General features: G+C 49.4%; 15 protein-coding genes. 4 read left to right on the forward strand and 11 right to left on the reverse strand.

Features of this window, described 5'->3' with window-relative positions:
- The first annotated feature begins 107 nt into the window (after window positions 1-107).
- The gene (locus G451_RS0100655; RefSeq protein ID WP_027182751.1) at window positions 108-1382 is read left to right on the forward strand and encodes an AAA family ATPase; all 1275 of its coding nucleotides are present in this window, start codon (window positions 108-110) and stop codon (window positions 1380-1382) included.
- Complete coding sequence (locus G451_RS26725; RefSeq protein ID WP_051260978.1) at window positions 1379-2080, forward strand: retron system putative HNH endonuclease; 702 nt, start codon at window positions 1379-1381, stop codon at window positions 2078-2080. The genes G451_RS0100655 and G451_RS26725 overlap by 4 nt, the downstream gene beginning before the upstream one ends.
- Window positions 2081-2138: 58 nt before the next feature.
- Here the strand turns inward: G451_RS26725 and G451_RS0100665 are convergent, their stop codons facing one another.
- The 6 genes from G451_RS0100665 to G451_RS0100690 all read right to left on the reverse strand — a co-directional run bounded on the left by G451_RS0100665 (window position 2139) and on the right by G451_RS0100690 (window position 10720).
- The gene (locus tag G451_RS0100665; RefSeq protein WP_027182752.1) at window positions 2139-3377 is read right to left on the reverse strand and encodes a molybdopterin molybdotransferase MoeA; all 1239 of its coding nucleotides are present in this window, start codon (window positions 3375-3377) and stop codon (window positions 2139-2141) included.
- 118 nt (window positions 3378-3495) lie between these two features.
- On the reverse strand, window positions 3496-4344 hold the full coding sequence (locus tag G451_RS0100670; protein WP_027182753.1) for a HesA/MoeB/ThiF family protein: 849 nt from the start codon (window positions 4342-4344) through the stop codon (window positions 3496-3498).
- A 1-nt stretch (window position 4345) separates the two neighbouring features.
- Window positions 4346-4570, reverse strand: coding sequence for a MoaD/ThiS family protein (locus tag G451_RS0100675; protein WP_027182754.1), 225 nt, complete (start codon window positions 4568-4570; stop codon window positions 4346-4348).
- 15 nt (window positions 4571-4585) lie between these two features.
- Window positions 4586-6808, reverse strand: coding sequence for a response regulator (locus tag G451_RS32050; protein ID WP_051260979.1), 2223 nt, complete (start codon window positions 6806-6808; stop codon window positions 4586-4588).
- A gap of 290 nt (window positions 6809-7098) precedes the next feature.
- Complete coding sequence (locus G451_RS0100685; RefSeq protein ID WP_027182755.1) at window positions 7099-9462, reverse strand: hybrid sensor histidine kinase/response regulator; 2364 nt, start codon at window positions 9460-9462, stop codon at window positions 7099-7101.
- Window positions 9463-9469: 7 nt separating this feature from the next.
- The gene (locus tag G451_RS0100690) at window positions 9470-10720 is read right to left on the reverse strand and encodes a PDC sensor domain-containing protein (protein WP_156921458.1); all 1251 of its coding nucleotides are present in this window, start codon (window positions 10718-10720) and stop codon (window positions 9470-9472) included.
- Window positions 10721-10955: 235 nt separating this feature from the next.
- Here G451_RS0100690 and G451_RS0100695 point away from each other — a divergent pair, with 235 nt between their 5' ends.
- A complete protein-coding gene (locus tag G451_RS0100695) occupies window positions 10956-11276 on the forward strand; it encodes a hypothetical protein (RefSeq protein WP_027182757.1) in 321 nt (106 codons plus the stop codon).
- A gap of 93 nt (window positions 11277-11369) precedes the next feature.
- Here the strand turns inward: G451_RS0100695 and G451_RS0100700 are convergent, their stop codons facing one another.
- The 5 genes from G451_RS0100700 to ilvB all read right to left on the reverse strand — a co-directional run bounded on the left by G451_RS0100700 (window position 11370) and on the right by ilvB (window position 17697).
- On the reverse strand, window positions 11370-13961 hold the full coding sequence (locus G451_RS0100700) for an ABC transporter permease (RefSeq protein WP_027182758.1): 2592 nt from the start codon (window positions 13959-13961) through the stop codon (window positions 11370-11372).
- A gap of 385 nt (window positions 13962-14346) precedes the next feature.
- Window positions 14347-14586 carry a helix-turn-helix domain-containing protein gene (locus G451_RS0100705; RefSeq protein WP_027182759.1) on the reverse strand — a complete coding sequence of 80 codons (240 nt, stop codon included), beginning with the start codon at window positions 14584-14586 and terminating at the stop codon, window positions 14347-14349.
- 241 nt (window positions 14587-14827) lie between these two features.
- Window positions 14828-15511 carry an ABC transporter ATP-binding protein gene (locus G451_RS0100710; RefSeq protein ID WP_027182760.1) on the reverse strand — a complete coding sequence of 228 codons (684 nt, stop codon included), beginning with the start codon at window positions 15509-15511 and terminating at the stop codon, window positions 14828-14830.
- Window positions 15512-15734: 223 nt separating this feature from the next.
- Window positions 15735-16037 (reverse strand): ACT domain-containing protein, encoded by a 303-nt coding sequence (locus G451_RS0100715; protein WP_027182761.1) that lies wholly within the window; start codon window positions 16035-16037, stop codon window positions 15735-15737.
- Window positions 16021-17697, reverse strand: coding sequence for a biosynthetic-type acetolactate synthase large subunit (gene ilvB, locus G451_RS0100720; protein ID WP_027182762.1), 1677 nt, complete (start codon window positions 17695-17697; stop codon window positions 16021-16023). Before ilvB ends, G451_RS0100715 begins: the two co-directional genes overlap by 17 nt.
- Before the next feature lie 457 nt (window positions 17698-18154).
- Here ilvB and G451_RS32055 point away from each other — a divergent pair, with 457 nt between their 5' ends.
- The gene (locus tag G451_RS32055; protein ID WP_051260980.1) at window positions 18155-19738 is read left to right on the forward strand and encodes an AlbA family DNA-binding domain-containing protein; all 1584 of its coding nucleotides are present in this window, start codon (window positions 18155-18157) and stop codon (window positions 19736-19738) included.
- The last annotated feature ends 155 nt before the right edge of the window (window positions 19739-19893 follow it).

Raw genomic sequence — 19893 nt, forward strand, 5'->3', positions numbered from 1 at the left:
TGGCGAAGTGTGTGTGGAGCGTGCTGTACATACACGTCCCTGTTCGACCACGGTGTCGTTTTACGTTATAGGTATTCTTTCTTCGGGTGACACGACAGGGGGATGATATGCGCATTGTCCGGCTTGAGTTGGAAGGATTTCGGGGGATTGCCACGCTTGCACTCGAATTTGATCCACGTGTCAATGTGTTTGTCGGTGTCAACGGCTCGGGCAAGACCGCTGTACTCGATGCCATCGTGCTGATGCTATCGTGGTTGACAGCCAGAAAGCGTCATCCCAATGCCGTGGGAAAGCGCTTGCGTGAGGCCGATATCTCCAATACTGCCGACTTTTGTCGCCTTCGCCTCGAAGCACGCTATGGTGATCAGATCTTTTCCTGGACCATGGTCAAAGTTCGACCAGGGTGCCACCGGCCTTGTGTACGCACCAATTTGCGTGAACTCAATGAGCTGGCGAAACGATTACGCAAAGCAACGAATGGATCGGGGCATGCGACCAAGTTGCCCTTGTTTGCCGCCTACCCCGTCCATCGGACCGTGGCTGATGTGTCTCTTGGCCGCAATCTTAAGCATCCATCCAATCTTGATCAGCCTGTCGTGAACCGATTGACCGATCCTCCTGGTTTTCGATCCTTTTTTTCGTGGCTGCGCCATTATGATCATGCCTTGGTGAGTGGGGATGAAAACGGGCAGGATTCGTCGCACCCCATTGATCCAGAAACGCAACGCCAGCTATTAGCTGTTCACGCCGCCTTGGCCGGGTTTCTTCCGCAATTGCACACAACGTGTTCGTCCCGCTTGAAGTCGCTTGGTTCGTTGCAAAAATGTGGCGTGCGATTACGGATCGAGCAGTTATCGGTCGGGGAAAAGAGTTTACTTGCCTTGGTGGGCGATTTAGCCAGACGGCTCGCTGTTGCCGATCCTTTGGAAGAAAATCCATTGGCTGGCCGCGGTATCGTAATCATTGACGAGCTCGACTTACATTTGCATCCGGGGTGGCAACGCATGATTGCGCCACGCTTGTTGGAGACTTTCCCCGAATGTCAGTTTCTTTTGTCCACCCATTCCCCCTATGTGGTCAGCCATGTTCGACCCGAGAATGTATTTTTGTTGTGGCAAAACGAGAATGGCGATGTGGAATGTGAATCGCCTGATTTGTCGTATGGGCAGACCGTAGAGCGTATTCTTGAAGATATTTTTTCGGCACCGGCTCGTCCGACGGAAATTGCCGGAAAATTGCGTGAATTGTTTTTACGCATTGAGCGGGGAGAGCTTGATGAGGCTGGCCTCATGCTTGACGAATTGACCGAGGAGATCGGGGAAGACCCTGAATTACTCAAAGCCCATATGCTGATCAAAGCCCGAGCCCGAACTGTGCGATGAAGTATATTCGCAAATTTTCTTCACCTGAATCGTTTGAAGACTGGAAGCGGCGTCATCCCGGTGCTGATTGGCATGAATTTTCGCTACCACACAATGCGCCGGTCAAAGACGACCTCGCCGATTCTCTACGACGGGAGCAAGGGCGTATTTGTTGTTATTGCGAAAAAAGACTCTCTCGGCGTCGTTCGCATATTGAGCATATTAAGCCTCGGTCCGTCTTTCCGGATTCTACGCTCAAGTACAGTAATCTTGCCGCAAGCTGTAATGGGGGACCGACGCGGCAAAATGCATGTTGTGGACACAAAAAGGGCGCCTGGTATTCACCACGGTTTGTTTCGCCGTATGATCGATCGTGTGAGCATCGATTTCTTGTCACGGCGGCCGGTGAAATTGCACCACGAAATCCAAAGGACATTAGCGCTGCCGAAACAATACGACGCCTGGGACTCAATACTCCGGATCTGTGCGCCATGCGACGCACCGTTTACGATGTTCTGATTGAACTTAAATCCACATTGCCGCCAGAGCGTTTTCAAGAACATATCGAACAAAGTTTGCTTCCTGACGGGAATGGTTTGTTCGAGCCATTTTGGTCTACCATCGAATATGTCGGGACAATGTTAACTCTCGATGGTTTGGAAATTCCCGATGAATTGCCAGCACCACGGAAAACCAAAAAACGAAAACGCCGTTGGTAACGGCGTTATTTCGTGTTGTGGAAAGCTTTCTTTCACAATGAGGGCGTGTCGTTCTGCGCTACAGCATCATCACATCCACTTCGATATCCGCGTCGAGGCCTTCATTCTCTGCATCAATCACGACAAGTCCTTCTGCAGCAAGCATGGTCTTGAGGAGGCCGGATTTTCCTAGAATGGGATGCGCTTTTGGAAGGGCATTGGGCTGTGCTTCGAGGCGAACTCGAACATAGTCCTGTCGGCCCGGCTTGGAAAAAACGTTGCGGGCCATGATTGCCCGAATGGATGGACGTTGTGCGGTGAGTGCATCATGACGACCGGCGAGAGACTGAATGAAAGGAGTGACAAAGATGAAAAAGACGACTTGCGCCGATGTCACTTGTCCAGGGAGGCCGAGAATGGCTTTGCCGGCAATGCGACCAAGAATCGTTGGTTTTCCCGGACTCACTGCAATGCCGTGAGCCAGAATTTCGGCATCAGAGCAGGATTTGATGGCATCGAGTGTGAAATCGCGTACTCCAATGGACGATCCCCCAGATAGAAGGATGACATCACATTCTTTCACGGCCTGTTGAAGCGATGCCGTCAGGGCGGAAAGATTATCGGGGACAAGGCCATAAGCGCGTGGGATACCGCCAGCTTCGGTGATCATGCAGGATAGCGCATGCGTGTTGACATCGCGAATATGTCCGGGAGGCGGTGTCTGATCAATAGGAACAAGCTCGTCTCCCGTAGAAAGAATGCCGACAACAGGCTTGGTTCCAACGGTGACATGTGTGATTCCCAAAGCTGCCAAAAGGCCGATGCGGGCTGGAGTGAGTCGCATGCCAGCTTCAAGGGCCTCGTCTCCTTGGCGGACATCTTCACCGGGGAGCATGACGTTGTCGCCGGGGGCCGGTGACTTACGCATTTCAATCGTTCCCGCTCCAAGATCTTCAGTATGTTCCACCATGACAACAGCATCGGCTCCGGGGGGCAGGCTGCCACCGGTGACGATTCGAGCGCAGGTGAGAGGTGCCAGCGGTGTTGTAGAAATTTCTTGAATATCAAGCTCCTGAGCGAGTTCGATATAGGCCGGATTGCCTTCACTGGCGCCAAAGACATCGGCAGCGCGCACGGCATAGCCATCCATACCCGAACGGCCTCGTTGTGGCAGGTTTTCGGGAGCCGTGATGGATTGTCCAACAAAGCGCCCGTGTGCATGCTCAAGGGGAATATTTTCAAGCGGGAGTGGAGAAAAATCGGCAAGTAGTTCGGTGAAACGGGCAACGGAAACGACCTGGAAGAACGGTTTATCCATGTGTAACTCTCATAAGCAGACGGTTGGGCCTTTGCAGGGCAGAAGACGACGGAAAACAATGCTATCAAGCCAACGATGTTGGAAGCATCGTTGGCGTAATGTGGCAAGGTCGATAATACTATGCTGTAAGGTGCATGATTTCAAATGTCATATCGGTGAGGTCCATCACCAGCACCTTGCCGACCAGTGCCGCTTGCTTTCCAGTCACAAGGCGTAAGACCTCATTGGCTTGGATCGACGCAACCAAGGCGACGGAAGGGGCCTGACAGCCGAGGACATCTTCGGCAGAAGAACCACTGCCTTCCGAGAACAACGAAAATGGGCTGGTCTCTCCGGGAAGCACTGTCGCAACAAAACCGGTATTGCCGGCAACGGCTCCGGTTACAAGGGGAAGATTGCGATTCGTTGCAACGCGGGACAGTGTCGGGCGGTCGGCATGTCCGCCTAAAGCGTCGATACAAACACTGGCCGGGGCAAGAAACTTTTCCATGGAGGATTCGGTGAGAAAGGATGGTTCACCGTGAAATGTGACAGATGGATTGATGGAAAGTACTCTATCTCGCGCCGCTTCGGCCTTGGGACGACTCAAGTCTCCGCTTTGACTGAGAAGCTGTCTGTTGAGGTTTGATTCCTCGAACGCATCGCCATCGGCTCCCCAAATCGTTCCGACACCGGCACGAGCGAGGAGTTCGAGAATATATCCACCCAGACCACCCAAACCGACCAGGCCGACTGTCGCGCTGAGGAGTGCATGTTGGTCTTGCCGTGTGTATGTTTTGAGATTGCGTATATAACGCAATGGAACAATATCGGCTGCAAGCGCGGCGAGTTCAACATCACGTAAAGAAAGACCAAACGTTGTCGCCACGGTTTGAACAGACGGTCCATCGACCGTCTCAACAGGTTCTCCGTCTGGAAGTTGCTGATGGCGAGCGACGTTTCGCAGGGCTTGAGAGAGGTCGTGCATATTATCCTCCTGTCACAGCTGGAATAAGGGAGACGTGATCGTCTGCGGTCAGGGGCGAAGCGTATTCGGCTGGAAATTGGTTTATGAGTACAACCGTGACGTCCTCCTGAGGAATATGCAAAAAAGACAGCAGGTCTGTCACCCGTCCGTTTTCAGGAAGCGTGACGATGCCCTCCTGCGGTGCGTAGCTAGCGAGCGTTGCGAAGCATTTGACGTGGACATCCATGGTGATTCCTTTTCGTTATGCTTTGTCCATGACGCGCGAAATGGCATTGAAGAGTTCCATGGCTCGGTATGGTTTGGAGACGTAATCATTCATACCGGCATCAAGAAATTTTACCCGGTCGCTTTCCATGGCAAAAGCAGTCAGTGCGATGATCGGAATGTTGGGATCGATACCGGGGGTGTCGCCTTGTCGGATGATACGCGCGGTATCTTCTCCGTTGAGTTCAGGCATCTGAATATCCATAAGGACGAGATCATAACTGCCTGTTGACAACGCTTCGAGGGCTCGACGACCGTTTTTAACGCTTTGTACCTGGTGTCCCATCCGAGTGAGCAGGCGTGAGGCCGTCACTCTGTTCGCCAAATCATCTTCAGCAAGCAAGATGCTGAGGGATGGGTGTTCATTTTCCAAATTCGCCCCAAGGGATGGCTTTGCAGCCTGGGTGAGGGGACGTTGCTCGGAGAATATAACCGTGCAACGGAACTCCGATCCTTTTTCGGGTTCACTCTCCACCGTAATGGCTCCTCCCATCGCTTCCGCAAGACGTTTGGCTATGGCCAGCCCCAATCCTGAGCCTTTGTATTTACGGGTCATGAAGTTTTCGGCAAAGCTGAAGCTCTCAAAAATAGTTTCCTGCTTGGTTTTCGAAATGCCAATGCCGGTGTCTTTGATGATGAATGTCAAGGCCACGCCTTCTTCTCTGTTCGGTTGGATTGCAGCATTTTCAACGGTGACATCCACCTGACCTTTATGTGTGAACTTAAAGGCATTACCGATGAGGTTGATAAGAATTTGTCCCAATCTGATGGGATCGCCGACAAGAGCATCGGGAACAGCATCATCAATGTGAAAAGAGAAGGTGAATGGTTTCTCCTGTGATTGCAGTTCAAATGTGGAAAACAGCGGAGAGAGCACGTCGTGCAGGCTAAAAGAGCGCATGTCCAAAGCGACATTACCTGTTTCAATACTTGATAGATCAAGTAAATCTTCCACAAGTCGCGACAGGTTATCGGCTGAATGAACGAGAACTTTCAATAATTCGGTCTGCTCCGTATTGAGGTCGCTGTCTTGAAGAAGTTGGCTCATCCCAAGGATGCCATTCAGTGGTGTGCGGAGTTCGTGACTCATATTGGCTAAAAATTCGGTTTTCGTTTGATTTGCTTTTTCTGCAAGTTCCTTGGCTGCGAAGAGGTCGGCTTCCATAGTGCTTCGATGGACAGCATGTCCGAACATATCGGCCGCTGTTTGAAGCGCTTCAGCTTCTGCTTGTGAGACATCGGTCGTGCAGCTGGCGAAAATGAAGGCCAAAGCTCCCCACCACGTGGATGATACGAAGACAGGAGCCATAATGACGTGTCCGGTCTTGCCTGAAAAATCGAGTTCGTGGCGGACAAGCTCCTTGTTTTGGAGCGCTGTTGAGACCTTATCTAATTTAAACATGCGAGAAGATACCTCGTGTCCGGGAGATGGGTCGGATTCGGACACGGCGAGAAGGGGGGATGGATCATGCGTACGGGTAGCATCTTCGCTTTGATGGTAGAGTTCGACCTGATCGGCATGGGTGGCGGCGCGAAGATGTTCTAAGACATCGGGGAGACGGTTCTTCCAGTCGGCATTGCGGAGGAAGATTGCGGCGGCCTGGCCAATGGCTTCAAGAATAGCATCGCGTCGTTTCAAGGCATTTTCAGCCTGAATACGCTCACTGATTTCGCTTTCGAGGTGAAGGATTGCATCTTTTAATTCGCTGGTTCGTTTTTCGACTTCGGCTTCAAGCTGTTCCTGATGGTCATGAAGGTGGTCATTATAGGCTTTCAGCTTCAGAAGGGAACGAACACGAGCTTTGAGTTCGGCTTCGTCAACCGGTTTATGCAGAAAATCTTCGGCACCAGCGTCGAGAGCGCGCACTTTTTCTTTGACATCGGTAATTGCCGTCAACACGACAATAGGCGTACGCCGCAGAACACGTTCTGATTTAAAGAGTTCTATGGAATCAATGCCATTGGCGTCAGGAAGCATGACATCAAGCAAAATGAGATCCGGTGGCGTTTGCTTGGCCATGCGAATGGCTTGCGTCACGTTTTTTGCGTGAAGAAGGGCAATATTTTGTGCTTCGAGATACAGGCTGACAAGGAGAAAAATGCTTTCATCGTCATCAATGAGAAGCACTTGTCCTGACGAAACAGGCTCTTCGTGATTACCCTGATGGGCGTGCAGGGACGATGGGGACGACGTATTCATAAAGCTCATTACAGGATAGACGGTTGTTAACCTCTCAACTCGTATTCAAAGTCGCGAAAGACGTTTTAAACGTCATATGAGTTGATGCATTGCCGACAGATTGTTTGAGTTTATGCGCTGTGTCGGCAATTTTGTCGAGCCTAAAACGAAGAAACAAATTTGTAATTTATTTTCTCATAATTGATATGAGCGTATGTGTATCTTGATAAAGCGTGTGGGGAGTGATTTCGTTTCTCCGCTAGGTTGAGTTCAATAAAAATTTTTCTCTGAGCTATATCAATCTGTGGAGCTCAATTGGTGTGAGGTGACGGCTCTCGGTTTTGTGAACGTGTAAGGGATTGGGATATCGTTTTTATAAGTTCCATGGGGGAGAACGGTTTCGTCAAGTATCCGTTGGCGCCAGCTTGAATACTGCGTTGCCGAAATTCTTCTTGAACATGCGCAGAAGTGATGAAGATAGGCAATGCGTCTACAGCTGTTTTTCCTTCAGCTTGACGAAATGCCTTGACGACGGCGATGCCATCAAGTTCGGGCATTTCCAGATTGAGAACGGCGATTTCGAAAACACCGGACTCTAAAGCTACAAGCGCTTCTTTTCCGTCGGAAACAAACGTAATGGCGAGAGCGGTTTGTTCGAAAATGGCGTGAAGAGCGTGTTGTGTCATCATGTCGTCTTCGGCGATCAGAACAGGTCGTGGTGTTTCCAGACAGCCAATATCGCTTTGATCGTGAAGAGACGAGACATGACGTGTTGGAACGGAGGGAGGCATAACCGGTAAACGCAATTGAAAACAGCTCCCAGGCTCAGAGGTGGAATGTCTTGAGAGTTGGCCTCCCATAATGCTCGCTAAGTATCGACTTATGGCCAATCCCAGGCCTGCACCATGTGTTTGCTGTTTTGGAAATGATGACCGATGGGCGTAGGCACTGAATAAAACGCTGTCATTAACGTGTATGCCCGATCCGGTATCGGACACTTCGAACACAATATGTTCTTCTCCATCAGGCCGAGCGATCACATGGACTGAACCCCTCTCCGTGTATCGAATGGCATTATCGACAAGTTGTTCCAGAATAAACTGAAGATGTTCTGCATTGGTTTGGATCGTTTCAGGCGTGTCCGGCGAGAGAGACGTGTGAAGAGAAAGGCATTTACTCCCGCTGATTGTTGCAGCCTCCGCTGTGACTGTTTGTATGAACTCTTCGGGACGTATGGTAGATATATTGCCGACAATGTTGGCACACGGCGTTCCAATGAATGCATGGAGAGCAAACATTGTACGCTGCAGCGATTTGCTTGCTTGATCGAGTTGCACAGCTTTATATTTCCGGATGGGCTCGGAGGGGATCGCATTACACTTTGCGATTAATTTCGTGAACTGAAAAATTGGCATACTCAGGGTATTGAGCACCGCATTAAGGAGCGCACGGCGAGTCTCGTCATTTTTTTGAGACGCGTCTCGTTGTGACTGAAGGGCCTGTACGAGCAATTCCTGTGTTTTGTCGGACACGATCAGTTCAAAGGCCTGAGAGCTCCCATTGGCACAGTGAACGGCAATGATTTGAAGTTTGACACGCACAATACTCCCATGTCGGCAGCGCAATGAGGCATCAGGGAGAAACGCAACACCGTTGGTGCGTGCGGACTCGATGGCATGCCGGATGGTTGTCGGATCGGTGAAACGTTCGATGAGATGATCCGGAATACATTTTTGTCCTTGCTCGGAAGTTTCATAACCCAGCATTCTTGCCAAATAGGAAGAGAGCGCTAACGTGCGCCCTTCAGGGTCGATTCGCCATAATCCAATATCGGAAAAAGTGTAGATCTGATGTAGCGTTTCTTTCCGGCAGATAGCGTCACAAATGGAGTCCGTGAGGCGGGGGTATTCCTGCGTGACAGAAGGGCATGGATCACCACAGAGAACGGATTCCGTTGGTTCTGTAAATGCAGGCGCAGACACCATGCGCGAAAGCTCTGTAATAAGATGGGTATGCTGCGCCTGTAGCTGCTTTCTTATGAGAATGTTCAGGAGGACACTGATTGCAGTGATGAATATGCAGGAAAGTCCGAGACCAATCCCGGATGTCTGCACTTGAGCACGGGATTGTAGGCGTTGGGTTTCGAGCTGGTGAGAGATATGTGTTGCGATCGTTTTGATTTGGGCCTCCAAAGCATCTTTTTGCGCTCTAATATAGTTGAAAATTTGTTCTTTGCGATAGTATTCAGCTGGATTGGGGCGCTCGAATATCCCCCTGATAAATAAGAAGTACGATTGAAAAGCAGGAGTTATTTCTTCGAGTTCCGTGACATCGTTATATGGCATGGTAGAGGATATGGCGATCAATTCATGGAGACTCTTGTAAAATGATTGGGCCAGCGGCACAAGTTTTTGCTGTGAAGAAGCTGCAGAAGAAGGCATAGGCGTATACAGTTCGGAAAGAAACATGAAGTGAATACGCTCAACGAATGTATCCAATTCAAGGAATATACGATTACTGCGAACAGTATACTGTATTGTCGCATCATACGCTTTAAGCGCCAAAAGAGTTGAAACCAAGCATATACAAGCGAAGATGACAAAGGTAGCCAGCGTTATCCGAAGACAGGAAACGGCGTTGCGGTGTAATGTCCAGGGCATGTGTACGGATGGCATAGGGATCTCAGGAGATTGGCCAGACACCGACGACATACCAGTCGACAGCAGGAATAAGAGCCGTCACGATATAGAATTTCTTTTTGCCAATCATTTGGTAGAACTCACTTTGACCTTCCATAATTTTGCGTCCGAGCGTTCGCAACTGAAGGTCTGGTTTCAGTACAAGACGGTGAGTACTGGAAACGGGGTTGTCTTTCTGGACTTTGCCAAAATAATATAATGGGCCAAGTCCCTCGAGTCCTGTCATGGCATGCAATGCTGGAGTCACCGCGACAGGAATACTTTGTGATGATAAAAGTATTAACGGAATGTCCTGAGGTAAGCATGTTTCTTCAATGGCTCTCAGCACAATATCGATGCCAACAGCAGCCTCGAAGGTGTCGTTGACGTATACAGGATGGCTATAGGATACGACATAGCCCTTTCCTGTTGCATCGATATATGGTTCGATCCAGCGTCCTGTTCGTTCGGGATTATTTGCAGGAGTAACGACGGAAAATGGGAAAAATGCTGTGTAAAAATCTGTTTTAGGCTCAAAAAGTGAGACTCCACTGATAAATGGATAATAGAACGCGATGTGGTCTTTCGTGAGGATATACGCCTGTTGGATGAATTGGTTCTCGGTGACCGCTTGAACAAGAGTTGGTTGCAACGTTTCCAGGCTTGCTATGCGCTGGCGTTCTTGCCTCCCTATGGGTGTTTTCCCTGATGCCCACATTGCACACAAACCATCATCATGTGGTTTGTAATAAACGCTTTTATCAAAATAGACATAGTTTTGATTCCAACCCACATCTTTCTGTAGTGGTTTCTCATAAATATTTTTCGCTTGTGTTGCCACGGCGTTGGTCACTTCGGCAGCGTGAAGAAATAAAGCATTAATGGACATCGCGGCAGTGGAAATGGTGTCGTGATCAAATTTTTTTCTCGTGTCGCTACATCCTATTATGGCTACAAGAGAGAAAACGGCTATAAAGACAGTACGAGATAATCCTAGAAAAAACGCTGTTACCCATGGCTTAGAGGGGATGTGAAAAATTGTGTCGTATTGTTTTGTTGTTCGCATTTCGTAACAGTTTGTTTGTTTTTTGTTTGGTTGGTGTTTTTTGATGTAAGTTAGTATAGAGTTGTTTATAGATAGGGCCTGTGTTTTGTGTTGTATGTTCTTTTTGGATTGAGAACTGATAGTTCTATGGCGGGTGACTTTAAAATATCCATAATATATTTTTGTAAAAGTTATTTGTTTCAGTAACATTAGTTCTTTGTTTTTCTTGTGAAATTTGTATCATTATTAATAAACATAATGTTGTCAAGATTACAATATATCAATTTCACTTGTACTTCTATGCACAGGTCAATCTTGTGAAAGTACTGTATAGTTCACGTATGGAGAAAATTTGTTGAGTTTGGCTAAATTTTTCAGGACAGAACGCTCTTCCTGTGGTATGGGAGAACTCCGTATCCTCTAACCTCCATGAAAGGAGTCGATTATGTCTAAAGCCATTTGGTGTCTTTTGATTTTGGGGTTGGTGAGTTTAGCTGGTGTAGCTTGGAATGCGCCTGCTTGGGCAACTATGGATATGAAAGCTTTTCATGAGCGATGCATTATGCAAGTTGGAGACGATTGCACCTCGATGTGCGGGAGTTTTGAAGAAGCAGTCAGCGTTGACGTGACAACGCTGGAGCAGTGCCGAGCAAAATGTAACTCTTTGGCAGAGTCCCTGAGAACAAACGATGCTGTTTCCGATTGTTCAGGAAGCATAGGAACCGCGATGGATCTCTGTCTCGAATATTGTCAGTCGAATCATTAGCATTGTATTTTGGGCCGAGGTCGAAGAACGAGGAGTCGTTTCGTATCCTTCGGCTTCGGTTCAAATCAAATGCTGAGAAGAGCGCGTTTGTTTCTAGGGGTGTTGTCCGCGTAACACTTCGGCAATGGGTTTTCTCAAAGCGGCAGCGGCTGCAGGCAGGCTGGCGGCGAGGCCAGCCAAGAAGACTAATGGGAGTGTTAAACTGAGTTCCAGCGGGTTGAAGGTAAAGACAAACGTCCATCCAAAAGACACTTTATTGACGACATTGATGACCAAATCGGCCAGGATAAGTCCTGCGCCACTGCCCAGAATCATACCACACATACACAGGCTCAACGCCTGCCAGACAATCAAAAGTCGTATTTGATGACGTGAAGCACCAAGTGCTCGTAGGGTGTTGAGACGTTGGCTGCGCTCCAAAACCATAACCGTTAGCGTCGTGGCAATGCCGATGGCGGCGACAATCAGTGCAATGACCAACAACAAACTCGTTACGGCAAAGGTGTCTTCGAAAATACCCCGAACGATATGGCGCAATTGTGAGCCTAATGTTGCTTGCACGGTTGCCGCAGCAGGAGCTTCGCGAAGGAATTGATCGTGGAACTGCTGGGCCTGCGCTTCGGGTTTCGGACCACGAAAGAAGATGCGAGCCCCACCCCACAAAGGAGGAGATGCGTTGGAGAGGTTGGCAAACGCAGACCGATCGAAAAAGACAACACCCCCTCGAGTCCGGTAACTGCGTACTACAGCAACGATTGGGGTCTTCAACTCAATACCATCAACATGAAGTTGTAACAGATCTCCCTGCCCCAAGCCGGTCTGGTTGGCAAAGACTTCGGACACGATTGCACCATGTCCTTGCTCCGCTTCCCGAAGAGCATTGAGTTGTTGTGATGCTGTCGCCGGTGTCAGAAAAAGGAATTGGCTGTGGGTTCTGTATACATGAAAATCCGTTGTTTCAAACTGGACCGGTACCCCGTGTATATCGAGGTAATAGCGGTTGTATGCCATAATGGTGGCGCTGTTGGCATGCTGGATGATCCAGTCGATGGTCTCAGGGCGTAGGGTGAAGCGATAATGATTTTCTTCAGCGCCTTGTGGACGAAGGAAGATATCTCCACTGACAGTTTGGTCGAGCCAGAGATTGAATGTCGAACGGAAGCTTCCGATTGTGATGCTCAAACATACGAACAGACCTACTGCCGTGATGAGCGCACCGACAGAAACGGCTGCACGAGGGCCGGCGTCTTCGATTTCCCGACTACCCACCATGACCATTGGGCCAAAGATTCTCCCTGTAATAACGCTTACATGTTTGCTCATCACTTCGAGAAGAAACGGGGAACACAACGAGAATCCGACAAAAAGACAAAAAACGGCGAAGTAACCAAAGAGAGGGACACCGGAGGGGCCTGGTATGTGAGCTATCGGCCAGGCTGCCAAACAAAGTAAACCTCCAGCCAGTGCCCAGCGCCATGTTTGTGATGGTGATGTCGATGTTGATCCCGTCGTAACGAGAACTTCCCGAGGAGAGACACGCATGGCTTCCAAAGCCGGCCTTGCTGAAGCCAAGATAGCGACGGTTACCGTAAGCAACAATGCCCCCACGATTTCGACGCCGTGTATGAAAACTCCTCCGGTGGCAACGCGAGTAAACAGCGTGTTGACAGTATGATTGACGACGGGGGCCAAGTGGTTGAGCAGCCCAAGACTGAGCGGGGTAGAAATCGCCCATCCCGCAAGGCCGAGTATAGCTCCATCGGCGAGAAACAATCCGAAAATCATGGACCGGGAAGCGCCGAGAGCTCGCAGTACCGATACTTCAAATCGGCGGGACGCAGCATTCAGACTTGTGAGTCCGTAGACAAGGAACATGCCGGCAAAAAGAGAAACAAAGCTAAGAACGGTCAGATTTTGTTGGTAGGCGCGAATCATGGACCGGCCGGTTTTACCGGACTCTTCCGCGGGGTTGAGGCTATATCCTTCGGGAAGCAGTCGTTTCACTGCGGAAATATTTCTTTGTATTGGAGTGTTGGCGAGGAAGCGAAGATCAATGCGATCGACTTTGCCAAATGTCCCGGTGAGTTCTTGAGCCGTTGCAATATCGGCTAATGCCACCATGCCGGCATCAACAGCTTCAAATCGATCGTCATGGAGGACATGAAGAACGGTCAATTTCTGCCCACCGGTCAAGTGTACCGTGTCATGGGCATTGACCCCGAGTTGCTTGGCTGCGGTTGCGCCGAGAATCACCGTATTGGGGGTGTCGAGCAAAGGAAAAACAAGTTCTGGCCGGGCTGTTTTGTCGCTATAAGAGCGGAATGTTCGATCAAGGAACGGATCAACACCGAATATATGGAGAATCTGGCCATTTGCCGTTTCGACATACGCTGAAATAATGGGGGATGCGGCAGCGACTTCGGGAAGACGCAACAGTTGGCCGACGAATCGTTCATCGACGCGGCCTGCCGGTTCGGTGATGATGGCATCGGCTTTGCCTGTAACAGCGTCCATGCCGTTTTCAAACGAAGAAATCGAGGCGCGTGCAGCGAGACGAACCCCGGTAAAGACGGCCGCACCCAAGGCGACGCCAAGAATCACGGCGATGGCGCGTAGCGCGTGGCGCTGATGATGTCGAAGACTGAACATGCGCCAGAGAGAGAAAAAAAAGGCAATTCGTGTCACGAATTTGCTTCATATGAGATTAAACAATACGTTTCAATAATTTTTGCCGTCCCGGAATATTGCCCGGGATTTTTGCCTCTGCATACAGCTTTGTCCCTCCAATACTCTTTCGGCGGAGTGATTGAGAAGGGGAAAGGGAAAGGCTGGCCCCCGAGACATGAGGTACGACGTATTGTGCTGTTCTCCGACGCTTTTGCCTAGCCTCGCTCTTTGGTTCGATCTCAATAGTTTTGCGAGATTATGTTTATATGAGTCGAAAATCATAGGTCTTTACTCGTATGGTCTTCGACTATTCGACGCATTGGTCATACAGTTGCACTCCCCCAGCAGGAACATGGTGGACTTTGCTGAAGTTGAAGATAATGTATAATAATAAAAAGTTCTTTTATGATTTTTCGTCGTTATTTGTGAAATAGTCGGGAGTAAAATTTAAAGAACCATAGACCGTCAAGGAAGCATACGCAGTTTCAAATCGTTGTCGAATTCTTCCGGATAACCGTCGCCTTCCGGCAAAAATGTGACTAATCTGAGATTTACTGACACCAATGGCATTGGCGAGGTCACATTGTTCAATATTGCATTGGTTAAGTTTTTGTCTCAGGTTGAACACAATATCCTGTGCCATTCTTTTTCTCCGGTAACATAGAGTTTCAGGACACAGGTCTATCTTTCTCATATTTTTTTCATGAAAAACATCAGGAACTTCCTGAATTTTACCCAGGAATAAACTGATCTTGTGAGTGTTTTCACACGAATGGAATCATGGATGACGTGTTGGATTCATTGAATCCATCCCTCTATCCGTTGGGTCACGCCAGGATCTTGCTGTGTGGCTACAATGAGTTCGTAGAGCTTTGGGGCGTCGGTCATGCTGGCGATTGAGTAAGATGTCCATCGCAGAGCAGAAGTTTTTCATCGGCGAGGTCATCGGCCATGTCGGAATGCGTCGCCATGATGATGGTTTGTGTTGCGTCTTTTCGTATGTTGGCTAGGAGTTCCAGGACGATACGACTGTTTTTTGAGTCAAGGTTGCCGGTGGGTTCGTCAGCCAGAAGAAGAGCCGGATTGTTGATAAGCGCTCGGGCGATGGCACAACGTTGCATTTCACCACCGGACAATGCCCCTGTTTTATGATGAAAACGGTGTCCCATGCCTAATCGTTCAAGTAATTCGGAAGCGCGTTGTGTAACATCGGCACGTTTTCCTCCGGCTAGGAGGCCTGGTAACACCGCATTTTCAAGAACTGTCAGTGTGGGTAAGAGGTTGAATGATTGAAATATGACGCCAACAACATGTCGTCGAAATTGCGTCATACCGGATTCATCAAGCTGACCGATATGGTGTCCGGCCACACGAAGCTCACCAGCCGTTGGACGGTCCAGGCCGGCAAGAAGCGAGAGCAATGTGGATTTCCCGGAACCGGACTCTCCTTTTAAAATGACAAACGAACCTGTTGCGATGGAGAGGTTGATATCCTGAATTCCAATTCCGGTATCTCCATGCAGACGGCATAATCCACGTGCCTCGATAGCATACATGGTATTTTCCATGCCTGTTCATGTATCCCCTTTTATATGAAATGGGAACGGAAGTGGAATGGGAAAAGCTGAAAGACGACTGGACTTCTTTGGGAGAATCTCCGTTTCGTCTTCTCTGAAGAGTTTAAACTCTTGGGATCGAATCCGGAGAAATCATAAAATACAATGCACCGTCGTTGAGGAGGATTTTGCTCCCCAACGGCGATGGATTGTTTTTCGTGATGTGTTTGAAGACTTACTCCACTGTGGCGGTATCGCAGAATTCCGTGTTCATTGTCTCGAATATTCTGTTATCCCGAGTTGTTTCGAGATGAAGGACATCGTGGAGTTTTTCTACTTGTCGGACAATTTGTGTGAGGCGTTCATCTTCGCGCAATCGCAGCAGCATTCGGCTGTTCTCTCCGCCGTTGACAGGCAAGCACGCAATCGCGTCGAGGTTATAAGCACGCCGGGCGAACAGGTTGCATATGTGCGACATGACCCCAGGATGGTTTTTCACCGTGAGATCAAGAATGGTCATTTCAGGCGACGCGGTCATGAGAATCTCCTTGAATCATCGTGGTATTATCGGCTCCCGGAGGCACCATGGGGTAGACGTTGTCCACGCACACCGGGGCATGCACCAACGCTGGTCCGGGGGTGTTCAGGGCAAGGTCGAGCACGGTGGCAGCATTGTTTGGTGTCAACGTAAATGACGGCAATCCAAAGGCACTGGCAAGCGCTGTAAAATCGGGCTGATGAGTAAATGTCGAGGCGAACAGGGTTTTGTCGAAAAAAAGTTCCTGCTGCTGGCAAACAAGGCCCAGTGCATTGTTGTTGAGCACCACAAGGGTCACATCAGCGCCTGTTTCGGCCAACGTGGCTAACTCTTGAATATTCATGAGAATGGAACCGTCACCGGAGAAGCAAATGGTTTTTTTCCCGGTGGCCATGGCGGCACCAATGGCTGCGGGCAAACCAAATCCCATGGTGCCGAGTCCGCCGGAGGTCAACCAGTGGCCAGGAGTATTATGCGGCCATGTTTTGGCGGCCCACATTTGGTGCTGGCCCACATCCGTCACCACGATGGGATTGCGATTACAGGTGTTGGCCACAGCTGTGATGATGCCGGCGGGGCGATCGAGCGCTTTGATCGGGGTCTGCGGTGGATTATGTTGACGAATTGCTGCAATACGCATGCGCCAACTCGGCCGTTCCTGTTCGCGCACAAGAGGAAGCAAGCCTTGTATGCTTTCGGCCACGTCGGCATGAATGCCCACATGCGCCGTTTTAATTTTGTCGAGTTCCCCCTTGTCGATATCGATATGAATGATTGAGGCATTGGGGCAGAACGTGGTCGCCTTGCCTGTGGCACGATCGTCAAAGCGCATACCCACGGCAATAAACAGATCGCATTCGGCCAAAGCATAGTTCGCATGCACATCGCCGTGCATACCGAGCAATCCCAATGACAAGGGATCATTGGACGCAACCGCCCCAAGACCTTGGAGCGTCATGGCAACAGGCATATCGGCTTTGCGGGCAAGCTGCAGGGCAAGGTGGGAAGCTCCCGAACGTAAAGTGCCGGCTCCAAGGCATAACACAGGCCGTTGGGCTGTGTTGATCATATGTGCAGCTTCGGCCATCGCATCCGTATCAAGTACAGGAGAGGGGTCCGGACGCCCTGGCTCAGGCCAGATGTCTACGGTGATGGATTCCATTTGCACATCGCGAGGCACATCGACGAGAACTGGGCCCGGCCGTCCCGATGCGGCAATTCGGAATGCTTGCGGAATGATGTCGAGCAGTTCTTCAGCCGAGCGGGCAAGAAAGTTATGTTTGGCGATAGGGATCGTCAGTCCGTAAATATCCACTTCCTGGAACGCATCGGCACCGATGAGGCTCGTGGGCACTTGGCCGGTAATGGCGACAAGCGGAATCGAATCCATACGGGCATCGGCAATAGCGGTGATAAGATTGGTTGCTCCCGGCCCTGACGTCGCAAAGCACACGGCCGGCTCACCCGTAGCACGCGCAACACCTTGTGCAAAGAAACCAGCTCCTTGTTCGTGTCGGGTCAACACGTGGCGAATTTGTGTGGATTTGGACAAGGCGTGATACATCGGCAGGTTGGCCCCACCCGGAATACCAGCAATCAGACGAATGTTTTGGCGTTCAATGAGCCGGATGAGCAATTCGGCTCCTGTAATGGAAGACATGGCGGCCTCCTTGGCATGCCCTTGAGCGAGTGGTTGGCAGGAGACCTTAGGTATGAAAAAACCCCCGCCGACCTTGTCGCCGGGGGGGTTGAATGACTGATGAAGAGAAGTTCCCGCTACGGCGCAAGTTTATATACGTCGCCTACTACTACGACGTTGGCTACGACGCCCGATACGAGCGATAGGCGGGAGGAGAAAATCGTAGCGTATAAAGTGGCCATGCGGAAATTCCTTGTAAAAAATTATTGAGATGTCAATACGCCGTGCAAAATGCATCGTCAAGCGATTTTTTTACTTCTTGTGAGGTATGGGCATGACTTGACGAGATTGACAACGAAATCATATCAAGATGAAATTGTTATAAAAGTAAGAATTGAGTGAGCAATGTTTGCACGTACGAAAACGAATGCACTGGGTTGGTACTGTAACCCAGGATCAAATACACTATAGGATGTCTATGAAGCCGAAAGGGATTTTTACGTTCTTGGCCGTGCTTTTGTTGGTAACGCTCGTGTTGGCAGGAGCGTTTTTTTATCAACAAACGGAGAATTTGAGTCGTTCCGTTGTGACAGGGGTTGCTGAAAATTCGGCAAAGAATTTAGCGTCCGCTATTAAATCCTTTTTTGAGCCATTTGTGTCCAATTCTCGGTTTATGGCGGATATGTTTGTCGATGAAGGCTTGGCAACATCAAGTAAAAATGAAGTGGCTCCATTTGCAGCAGCGCTTGTGGCAAGCAATGCCCCCTTGTCCGGGGTTATGATTAGCGATGCCTCCGGTCCGCTTTTTATCTTGGCCCAACGTGAAAACAAACTGTTTGTCCGTGGAAAAGGCAATGATTGGCATGAGACAACGCGGCAAGGTGTTGTTGGCGAGACAGTAGAAGCTCCGTTTGCTGTACGTTTTGGTGTTATATCTTCTGCCGTGGCGGCTCTGGATGGCGCTCCGACGTTGACGGGAGCGGACAGAGTCTATTGGTCTCCTTCGTTTTTAAATAATAATGGAATGGCCGTTTCCGTGACGCTGGATGATCCTAAGGCACAGGCAACTCAGTCTCGTCAAGTTCGTCAGATCCTGTCATTGTCTTTTTCAATTGAATCCATGCAAGACGTTATTGCTGCAGCAAAGTATTCGAAACAAGAAGCCGTGTTTATTCTCGCTTCTCCGAGATCTGGTGTCGATTCTTCGTTAGGACGTACCATCGACCTCTTTGGGAAATCGGCAGTACTTGTGCCGTTGTCCGGTTCAGAAAAGGGGGATTTGCTCGTTGAGGGGGCAAAAAACATCATGGAGCTGAACGAGAGCTTGGGAGGAGATTTGGCGGTACCCGTTGCCGGGGGTGACTATTTTGTTGGTTTCTCCCGCTTAGGAGAGAGTGCTGATAGTGCGTATCTTGGCGTTGTGATCCCAAAAACCGATTTAGTGGATCGATTCGCCTCAGAACAGACCAATTTAAATCGAATCGGCTTGAGTTTTTTAGCCGCATTTGGTGTGGTCGCTATCGTCCTGCTCATGATGTATCGCCTGTTATTAAAGCGATCGGCGCAAGATGTAACAACAAGCAATATGCCTGTTGCACGATTGATGCACCAAGGAGAATCTGAGTTTGTCGAATTTAAGTCGACGCTTCGCGTGAATCTCCAAACTGGAAAAAAAGATAAACGAATGGAGTTGGCGTGCCTGAAAACCGTGGCCGCCTTTTTGAATTCCCGAGGTGGAACGTTGCTTGTCGGTGTATCCGATTCAGGCGATGTCCTTGGATTGGAAAATGATGATTTTTCTGACGATGACCATGTGCTGCGCCATTTTGCCAATGTGTTTGATCAAAATATTGGTCCGGTACATCGGCGGCAAGTGACAACTTCTGTTGTTAATGCAGAGGGAGGGAAAATTTTGCGTGTCGACTGCCGAGCTTCGGAAAGTCCTGTTTTTGTGAAGACAGCCGATGACGACGTATTTTATGTTCGAACGGGGCCAGCTACAAAACGTCTCAAAATGACTGAAGCTTTGGAGTATATGAAAACACGTTTTGAAAATGTTTGATACATGATTAAATACTTGACGTCGAAAATGATACAGCGATAGTTCTCGTGAAGATATTTATGAAAGGGTTCTTTTATGCCGTTTGATGGTTAGTTAAATATTTGACTTGGCGTATGTATCTTTTTGTTTTGAAGAAGATGTGAGATACATCGTCT

The organism is Desulfovibrio inopinatus DSM 10711, from assembly GCF_000429305.1.
Lineage (GTDB): Bacteria > Desulfobacterota > Desulfovibrionia > Desulfovibrionales > Desulfovibrionaceae > Alteridesulfovibrio > Alteridesulfovibrio inopinatus.

Bases quoted from the DNA above. Each gene is read 5' to 3' on its own strand.
- G451_RS0100715 (WP_027182761.1), bottom strand. From the start codon at position 16,037: ATGACCGCGTCGCCTGAAATGACCATTCTTGATCTCACGGTGAAAAAC.
- G451_RS32055 (WP_051260980.1), top strand. From the start codon at position 18,155: ATGAAGCCGAAAGGGATTTTTACGTTCTTGGCCGTGCTTTTGTTGGTA.
- G451_RS0100670 (WP_027182753.1), bottom strand. From the start codon at position 4,344: ATGCACGACCTCTCTCAAGCCCTGCGAAACGTCGCTCGCCATCAGCAA.
- G451_RS0100675 (WP_027182754.1), bottom strand. From the start codon at position 4,570: ATGGATGTCCACGTCAAATGCTTCGCAACGCTCGCTAGCTACGCACCG.
- G451_RS0100695 (WP_027182757.1), top strand. From the start codon at position 10,956: ATGTCTAAAGCCATTTGGTGTCTTTTGATTTTGGGGTTGGTGAGTTTA.
- G451_RS0100705 (WP_027182759.1), bottom strand. From the start codon at position 14,586: ATGGCACAGGATATTGTGTTCAACCTGAGACAAAAACTTAACCAATGC.
- G451_RS0100665 (WP_027182752.1), bottom strand. From the start codon at position 3,377: ATGGATAAACCGTTCTTCCAGGTCGTTTCCGTTGCCCGTTTCACCGAA.
- G451_RS0100685 (WP_027182755.1), bottom strand. From the start codon at position 9,462: ATGCCATCCGTACACATGCCCTGGACATTACACCGCAACGCCGTTTCC.
- G451_RS26725 (WP_051260978.1), top strand. From the start codon at position 1,379: ATGAAGTATATTCGCAAATTTTCTTCACCTGAATCGTTTGAAGACTGG.
- G451_RS32050 (WP_051260979.1), bottom strand. From the start codon at position 6,808: ATGAATACGTCGTCCCCATCGTCCCTGCACGCCCATCAGGGTAATCAC.
- G451_RS0100710 (WP_027182760.1), bottom strand. From the start codon at position 15,511: ATGGAAAATACCATGTATGCTATCGAGGCACGTGGATTATGCCGTCTG.
- ilvB (WP_027182762.1), bottom strand. From the start codon at position 17,697: ATGTCTTCCATTACAGGAGCCGAATTGCTCATCCGGCTCATTGAACGC.
- G451_RS0100655 (WP_027182751.1), top strand. From the start codon at position 108: ATGCGCATTGTCCGGCTTGAGTTGGAAGGATTTCGGGGGATTGCCACG.
- G451_RS0100690 (WP_156921458.1), bottom strand. From the start codon at position 10,720: ATGTTACTGAAACAAATAACTTTTACAAAAATATATTATGGATATTTT.